Source organism: Okeania sp. SIO2F5 (assembly GCF_010692685.1).
In the GTDB taxonomy this organism is placed as follows: domain Bacteria; phylum Cyanobacteriota; class Cyanobacteriia; order Cyanobacteriales; family Microcoleaceae; genus Okeania; species Okeania hirsuta.
The window spans coordinates 1-8,654 of sequence record NZ_JAAHGU010000214.1; the positions used below are offsets into that span (position 1 = coordinate 1).

General features: G+C 38.2%; 4 protein-coding genes. 3 read left to right on the forward strand and 1 reads right to left on the reverse strand.

The features are described from left to right. Positions 1–512: 512 nt before the first annotated feature. A complete protein-coding gene (locus tag F6K27_RS31505) occupies positions 513–3,542 on the reverse strand; it encodes a plasmid replication protein, CyRepA1 family (RefSeq protein WP_287279693.1) in 3,030 nt (1,009 codons plus the stop codon). Positions 3,543–3,742: 200 nt separating this feature from the next. Here F6K27_RS31505 and F6K27_RS31510 point away from each other — a divergent pair, with 200 nt between their 5' ends. The 3 genes from F6K27_RS31510 to F6K27_RS31520 all read left to right on the forward strand — a co-directional run bounded on the left by F6K27_RS31510 (position 3,743) and on the right by F6K27_RS31520 (position 8,340). Next, on the forward strand, positions 3,743–3,919 hold the full coding sequence (locus F6K27_RS31510) for a hypothetical protein (protein ID WP_375339722.1): 177 nt from the start codon (positions 3,743–3,745) through the stop codon (positions 3,917–3,919). Positions 3,920–5,513: 1,594 nt separating this feature from the next. Further along, positions 5,514–6,476: a hydrogenase small subunit gene (locus tag F6K27_RS31515; protein ID WP_124143876.1), complete on the forward strand. Its 963-nt coding sequence runs from the start codon at positions 5,514–5,516 to the stop codon at positions 6,474–6,476. A gap of 259 nt (positions 6,477–6,735) precedes the next feature. Then, a complete protein-coding gene (locus F6K27_RS31520) occupies positions 6,736–8,340 on the forward strand; it encodes a nickel-dependent hydrogenase large subunit (protein WP_287279694.1) in 1,605 nt (534 codons plus the stop codon). Positions 8,341–8,654 lie beyond the last annotated feature (314 nt).

The window sequence follows — 8,654 nt, forward strand, 5'->3', positions numbered from 1 at the left end:
ACCTTTCAAAGCAAGGGGGCATTGCAGTAGGGGTTGTTTCTTTCATTCCTTGCGATCGCTTCGACGTAAAATTATTGATTTACAAGCATTATAGTCTAATTTGGCCAGTTAAGTTGTGTAAGTCCCACTAGTAAAAAATTTACGCATAAATACTTGCTCTGATGATGACTCAATGACGGCAGCTATAATTTTCTTCTAAAATTCTGTCTCCTGTTTTCCCCTCCTGGGAGGGGCGAGGGGTGGGTTGTCTCCTGACTCCTTCTTCGGTTGCTACATTTTGTGGTGCGGAATGTGGGCTAGATAATTAAAGCCTTCTTCCTTCTGCTATATTAGAAATTTTATCAAGGATGAGGTACACCCGTGGCGAGCAAGATGCTCGCACAATAAAAGTTTTATTGGTAGTCGTACATTGTCCGGCAATGTTTATTATGAGAACAGTGGGAACATCTTGCTCCCGTGCCTGGTATTACTTTTTGCTGTATACCATTACGCGAGCAGGATTACCATTTTATTTAAACTCCGTCTTTACAAGATTTAGTATGACTAGCACTTAACCATTGCTGAAATACCTCAAACCTGCCATCATCAGGATTAACAATACGATAAATTCGCAATCGCTTTTTCTGGTGAGTTTCTGTACGCAAACACTCCAAACTATAACCAATTTTATCCAAAAAACGCCGCACTATTGTAATCGGACTAGAATTTACCGCCAACCCTATCCCGACTATAGTTTTAATTGCTGCTCGGTTTGCTAAAGCGGTCTTGGCCAACAATTGCAAATCTTCATCAATATTTTTCAACTCCCGTTGCCTATCTTTCAACAATGGCGGTATTTTCAATAATTCCATCACCCCGATGGTTGCACCCAGTAAGCGATCGTTAAAGTCAGGTATGAAAATATTTCCCTTGCCCAACTCCAAAATTGTTTTCGCTACTTCAGCATCTCGTGCTACTAAGTATTGTCGCCCTACAGTCATAAAATAATGTAGTTGCAACTGTTGATACCATCCAGCATCATCTTTTTCTACCAATTCAGAAGTTATGGGAATACTATAACGCAACATTAATTCAAATTTTCGTTGTTCCCGTTGTTGTTTGCTGGTTTTGGATAATCGTTTTTTGAGTTTTTGATACTCGGTAAAACTAATATTTCGGGCAGTAGCGATCGCTTCACATTCTGTCTGATAATTTTGTTTAATTACAGTAGCTATCGCTTCCTGTAAATCATTAATTTCTGTAAGTGTTTCTGATGATTTTTTGGCTTCTAAATTATTAGCTAAAACTTCTGGGGAAGCTTCGATAATATGATGTCCTTCGACTCGCAAAGCTTCTAAAATAGACTCTCGATATTGATTCATTCCTGCATTGAAACGAGCCGCTATTTTTGCCCAACACAAAAAAGATTCTGCTTGAAAACCTGTTTCTATATCGTCCAAACTATCAAAATCTGATTGTTGTAATAGTCTAATATTGAGTTGAGTCAGACGTTGTTCGGAATTGAACAAAGAAGTAATAGAAGTCGAACCATTACCAACTTGATTAAAACCAGAATTTGCTACCCATAAATATCTGGGAATATTCTCACGAACTCTACCCAAAGATTGACAAACTGAAGTTGCTCCTTGTACTCCTTGAGCAATAGCCCAAACTGAAGTGAAATGACCTTGAATATCAATACTAATTCCTGTTTCAATGGAGGGAGAAGCTAAGACAATATCATATTGTGGCAATACTTGATTTAATGATTTAATACAACTATAAGCAGGATGATTAGGTTCAGCTAAAGATTCTGAATCTATTCTGAGGATTTTTAAGTCAGGAAATTGTTTTTTTAGATAAGCTTCTAAAGCACGAGTTCCCCATTTACTTGTGATTTTTTGTGCTGACAAACACACCATTGGTTTGCCACCTTCACGGATATGTTTGTGTAAATCTGCTATTAATCTTTTGGGAGTAGTTTCTGGATAATTAAAAACTTGCCAAGCTTCTTTTTCTCCTGGTAGCCAATCATTTTGAATAATAAAAGGTTCTAATTTTACTCCTGCTAAAGCTTGTAGATAATCTATTGAAATATCGCTTAAGTCAGCATCAGCTATAAATACCTGACCGACACCTCCTAAAACATTTTGCATTAATGTTTTGAAAGACCTGAGAATTTCTACTCGGTTTTGCCGACAAGTATTAGAATTTAAACCATGCCAAATTACCTGTTCTATTTCATCAATAATTACCACTCCATTCGACCAATTTTCCGGATTAAAACTAGCCTGAGAATTAGGATGTAGGGAATCAATACATAAACCAATACCTAATAATTTATTATCTGATTTTTTATCTACTTCTGTAATATATTTTAGTCCAAAACGTTGACATAACTCTTGTACTAACTGTACTCTATGACCAATAACTAAAACCTTTTGACTGCGAGCTACAGCTTCACTGACAATTTTCTCTAATAACTTAGTTTTTCCAGTGCCCTTAGCAGATTTAATTCCTACTAATTTTGCCGGAAAATCAGTGCTATAGGCTAGGTCAAGATTATCTAACTTTTGTAAATTATTACTGCTGATAGAACCTAAAATATGTTGTTCGGAAAGATAACGACTATTAACTCTAAGATTTACAGGATATGTGAGTTGGCTAAATGATTTAGCCTTCCAAAGTTCTAAAGGTAATGCGCTTTTATAAGCTTCATCAAAAACACTTTGCCCATGATTTGCAATTAAATCGTCAACTCCTTTACCTAATTCTGGATTCCAGGAAATAACTTTAACATTACATCCTTTTCTTGTGAGTAAATATCCAGTTTGTCTAATAGCAGCATTAACATTTTTAATAGTCTTAGGTTTAGTATCTTGGTCAAATGCAATATAAATTTCTCGATGATTATTTGCTAGTTTTTCTAACTGAGGAATTAAATTCGATCTACCAATACGGTTGCCATATTCATCTCTAATAACTCTATATCCACCAAAAATTCCTGGTAAAGCGATCGCTACATAACCACCTGTTAATAAAGCACCTGTTTTTTTTGCTCCTTCAGTAATACATAAAGGTATTTGAGGATGGGCGATAAACCACTGCCAAAAACCAAAGTCTGGTTGATTATTATTAATATCTTCTGGCAGAATTTCTATTTGATAACGACTAGCAATTTGATGCCACAAATGTAGGGGTATTTTTAGGGCAAATAAACTGGTGGGAGTTTTCGGAGGATGTTCGTATTTAATTAACTTTTTTTGGTCATAACTTTGACGTGGTTGACTAGGTTTAAAACAACCCCAAAGGTCCTCTTCTCCTGTAAGTAAATCAATTCCCGAACACCACCATCCACCTTCTTCAACGTGTTGGTATCGCTTTAATATTTGGCTAGTTACTCGGCCATCATTTCGTCTAGGAATAGCATCAGAATAAAACAAAAATTCATAAGGCCGTTGTCCTTCTAAAGGGATAACATTAAGGTGTATTAATTGGTCATCGACACAGCTATTAGTCCATTCTCGGAAATAATTAATTTGTGGTTCGGTCTTTGGGGTCATTTAATAATGCACTCTATATACAGTGAAGGATTTTTATTATATTGGAAAAACACACTATATACATATAAAATTTTCTTAAGACTCCGGGACTAATGGCCTCAACAAATAATTTTTGAATAGCTATAAATCTTAATAATTGATACAGCAATTTAGAACTCTCTGGAGGTAACAATTTTTGGCAGTAGCAATCTATTGAGCAGTTGCACAAAAAGTTAGAAGTATGGAGTCAAGAGCGTAATCAAACTGCTAGTAAGGTCATTTGGCATTTCTCTACTGACGATACTAGAGTCAAACTGCAACATCTTTATCCTGTGTTTGAAACTCCCGAAGAGAATAATATCAAATCCGGTAGCATTGGTATAATTAGGGCTTGCTGAAAAAGTCTTATGGGTGAAGGTAGGAGACAGGAGACAGGAGACAGGAGACAGGAGTTAGGCGAATTTGAAGGAGGTAGGAGTAAGAATTTTCCCAAGATGGTTCTGCCCAACTCTTGACCAAAATCCTGAATTTTTGAACCATTACCACTTAAAACCTCGCACTTTTTCCAGATCTAAAATTGCTCAAACCAATATCAGTCAATAAGCGCGATATTTAATCAGCAAACCCTAATTAGATAGTTAATTAGGAGTCATATAGAATCCGGTTATATAGTATATGTTTATAACTATACTTCAAGCATTCAATCTCCCCTACTCCCCTACTCCCCCCAACAATTCTAATAAGTGTTCAACCGGATTTGATATCAGTCCTCAGGAGTCAGGAGGAAAGAGAATTTAGAAATATTTGCGACGTTAGCGAAGATGAAACATTTTTTTATACCGAACCCTAGCGGATTTGATATAACTCCCCGATTTTTTCTCAGCACTGTCAATTCATAGCGATCGCCTATTAGACATCTCCAGAAAAGAGGCAGTAGGCAGCTTTGCTGTAGGCAGTAGGGAACCCACCCCTCGCCCCTCCCCCTCCCAGGAGGGGAAAGAATTGATAATTTATGTGTGATAATTGATTTGATTTTGGATTTTTACCAGATGTCTATTTATTTCAACTAAGCATTTCCTGATATTTTCCGGGACTAATGGGTAGATATATTGGGCATGAGTATACTTGAGCATTACAAAATAATGTGTGATGCTTATGACAATGTAACACAAAGATATTTCTAAGCGTTAGATCATACCAATTTCATAGAAAATTACTACAGTCTCGACACAGGCAACAGGCAAAAGGGAAAGAAAAACTAGATAAAAAAGAGGAAAAAATGCTTTATTTTGACATTTTATGGATATATACAATTTTTAATTGTAGCAATAAATCACAAATTAAGATGTAACTACCTTTTTTGAATTTGGTATAACTTTCAAGAAGTTTAGCATTTAGTAATCGAATTGAGGGGTCGAATATTGAAAGAAGATATATTTCTAAGAACGGAGTTAAAGTCTGGGATGCTAAATACTCCTGATATGTAGAAAATTTCAGAAAATCTAGGACAACTTAATTTTAGTTTTTCTCAAGATTTTCTGGCGTTGCTGATTCTAGGTATGATTTGATAATTTGGGATTGTTTGAACTACTTGTTAATATTAACTGTTCCCTGTTCCCTGTTCCCTATTCCCTATTACCGATAAACTTACTTTCATACCTTAATTCAGCAATGCCGATTTTCTTATAGTAGTCGCCATGATTGTATTTGACATATCAAAAATTTAAAACTCAGACAACGCAAGATTTTTCCTTCTTTCTTCTTATTTATGCCTTCTTCCATAGCAATAAAACTTTGAAAATAAAGTATCAAAAGCAACCAAATAAAAATTAGTTAAACTAACAATTAATCAATAATAAAGAATTTCGTAAAGAAATGGAAAATTGTCATTATATCCCCTTTATAATTCCATAAAGGTTGAATTAGGGTGCGACAAGTGCTAATCGTAAATCCCATTTCAACCTCAGACAAAAGAGAGGAGAATCGGGGAGAATGATCAATCTACTGTGGCTTCAAGGTGGAGCCTGTTCTGGCAATACCATATCATTTCTCAATGCTGAAGAACCAAATATTTGTGACCTAATCACAGACTTTGGCATTAATGTACTTTGGCATCCTTCTTTAGGATTTGAACTTGGTACAAACGTCCAACAATTATTAAAAGATTGTATTTCGGGAAAAATACATTTAGATATTTTAGTATACGAAGGAACAATAATTAACGCTCCCAATGGTACGGGAGAATGGAACCGTTTTGCCGATCGCCCGATGAAAGATTGGGTTAAAGAATTATCCGAAGTTGCAGGTTTCGTTGTGGCAGTGGGAGACTGCGCTACTTATGGCGGTATTCCTGCAATGTCACCAAACCCCAGTGAGTCTGAAGGTTTGCAATTTCTCAAACGGAAAAAAGGCGGATTTTTAGGAGAAGACTTCAAAAGTAAAGCTGGATATCCTGTTATCAATATTCCCGGTTGCCCCGCGCACCCAGATTGGATTTCCCAAATATTAGTAGCGGTTGCTACTGGCAGACTTGATGACATTACCTTAGACGAATTTCACCGCCCCGAAACATTTTTCAAAAGCTTTACTCAAACAGGTTGTACTCGCAACGTTCACTTTGCTTATAAAGCTTCAACTTCAGATTTCGGGCAGCGTCAAGGATGTCTATTCTATGACTTGGGTTGTCGCGGACCGATGACTCACTCTTCCTGTAACCGTATTTTGTGGAACCGAGTTTCATCTAAGACTCGCGCGGGAATGCCATGTTTAGGTTGTACAGAACCAGAATTTCCATTCCATGACCTCGCACCGGGAACAGTATTCAATACTCAAACAGTCATGGGAGTTCCCAAAGAATTACCTACGGGAGTCAACCGTAAAGACTATGCTCTGCTAAGTATCGTTGCTAAAGATTCAACTCCCGCTTGGGCAGAAGAAGATTTCTTTACAGTTTAAAAGTAGGTTGGGTTGAGGAAACGTTAGCGCCAGCTTATCCGTTAGGATCAACCCAACATAATAAAACCCTCTGTCATTGCGAAGAACAAAGCAATTACAATAACTAGAATAGCTTTTCTAGGTCATTGTGTGCAAACATACATTCTCTTCGCTTCAGACATTTAATTATACCTAGCTACTTAGATATTGTTGTTGGGTTGCGCTGTAGCTTAACCCAACCTACACAAGCTATAGCTACTGATAACTGATAACTAAAAAAATGGTTCAAACTAAAGTACAAACATTAGACATTTCCCCCGTGGGGCGCGTTGAAGGCGACCTAGATGTAAGAGTTGACATTCAAGACGGATATGTAACCAACGCTTGGACTCAAGCACAAATGTTTCGAGGTTTTGAAGTCATCCTCAAAGGCAAAGACCCTAAAGCTGGTCTCATTGTCACCCCCAGAATTTGTGGAATTTGCGGTGCTTCTCACCTCACCTGTGCTTCCTGGGCATTAGATACAGCTTGGCAAACAGAAGTACCTCGTAACGCTATCCTTGCTCGTAACCTCGGTCAACTTGTAGAAACTCTCCAAAGTCATCCACGTTACTTTTATGGGTTATACGCGATCGACCTAACAAACAAAAAATATCAAAATAGCCCATTCTACGAAGAAGCTTGTAAGCGTTTCGCAGCATTTACAGGTACATCCTACGAACCAGGTATTACCGTTGCATCCAAACCTGTAGAAATATACGCTCTATTCGGCGGTCAATGGCCTCACTCTAGTTTCATGGTTCCCGGTGGCGTCATGTGCGCTCCCACTCTCACCGATGTTACCCGCGCCTGGGCAATGTTGGAATATTTCCGCACTAACTGGTTAGAACCAATATGGTTAGGTTGTTCCATTGACAGGTTTGAACAGATTCAAACTTATGACGATTTCATGGAATGGTTGGATGAAAATCCCGCTCATGCTAGTTCAGACCTGGGTTTCTATTGGCGCATGGGTCTGAATATTGGTTTAGATAAAATTGGTGCGGGTGTCGGTAAATATATGAGTTGGGGATATTTGCCTCACGAAGACAAATATCAACGTCCGACTATTGAAGGTCGGAACGCTGCTATGATTATGAAAAGTGGTGTCTACGATAGCACTACAGATATTCATCAATTGATGGAGCATACTTTGACGCGGGAGAATACTGCTCACGCTTGGTATAACGAGGGTGATGGAGATGTACATCCTTTTGACCGGACTACCGTACCTGTTCCTAATAATGATATTGACTTTGACGGTGCTTATTCTTGGTCAACTGCTGTATCTCACCAAGACTTAGGTCGGATGGAAGTTGGTGCTTTAGCGCGGGAATTAATATCAGGTGGCGACCATGGGGAAAGTTGGCAGCAGAAAGACGGTTTAGTTTTGGATATGTTCAAGAAAATGGGCGGACCGAGCGTACATTTGCGCGTGTTTGCCAGAATGCATGAATTAACTAAGTTGTACCGTGAAACAGAACGTTGTTTGCGGGAGTTTAAGTTGCGTGATCCTTGGTATATTAAGCCTGAAGAAAAGGATGGTCGTGGTTGGGGTGCCACTAACGCTAGTCGTGGTTCCCTCTGTCATTGGGTGGAAATAGAAGGCGGTAAGATTAAGAATTATCAGGTTATTGCGCCTACTACTTGGAATGTGGGACCCCGTGATGGTGAAGGTGTGCGCGGACCTATTGAGGAAGCGTTAGTAGGTATTCCTATTGCTGATGTGAATGACCCGGTGGAAGTCGGTCATGTTGCTCGGTCTTTTGATTCTTGTTTGGTGTGTACCGTTCACGCCCATGATGCTAAGACTGGGGAAGAGTTAGCAAGGTTTAGGACATCATAATTAGCTGTCAGCTTTCAGCTATCAGCAGTCAGCGAACAGGTAAAAAAGGGACGTTGGATGCAGCGTCCCTATTGTGACTCTAAACGTTTTTTAGCTAAAGAATAAAGGTTATTAGTTGGCTTTAGTTATAGTTCAGTTTGAGAGATGGTTTTAATATAAGCTTGTAGTCATCGAGTGAATGCTTCTCGATTTATAGCAATGAGCGCTGGCATCTTTACATATTACATAAATATTGATAATGTAACATAAAAGTAACTGTATGAGCTGTATTTTTCATAAATTAGGCGATCGCTAAAGGTTAAAGTTTTAAGGAT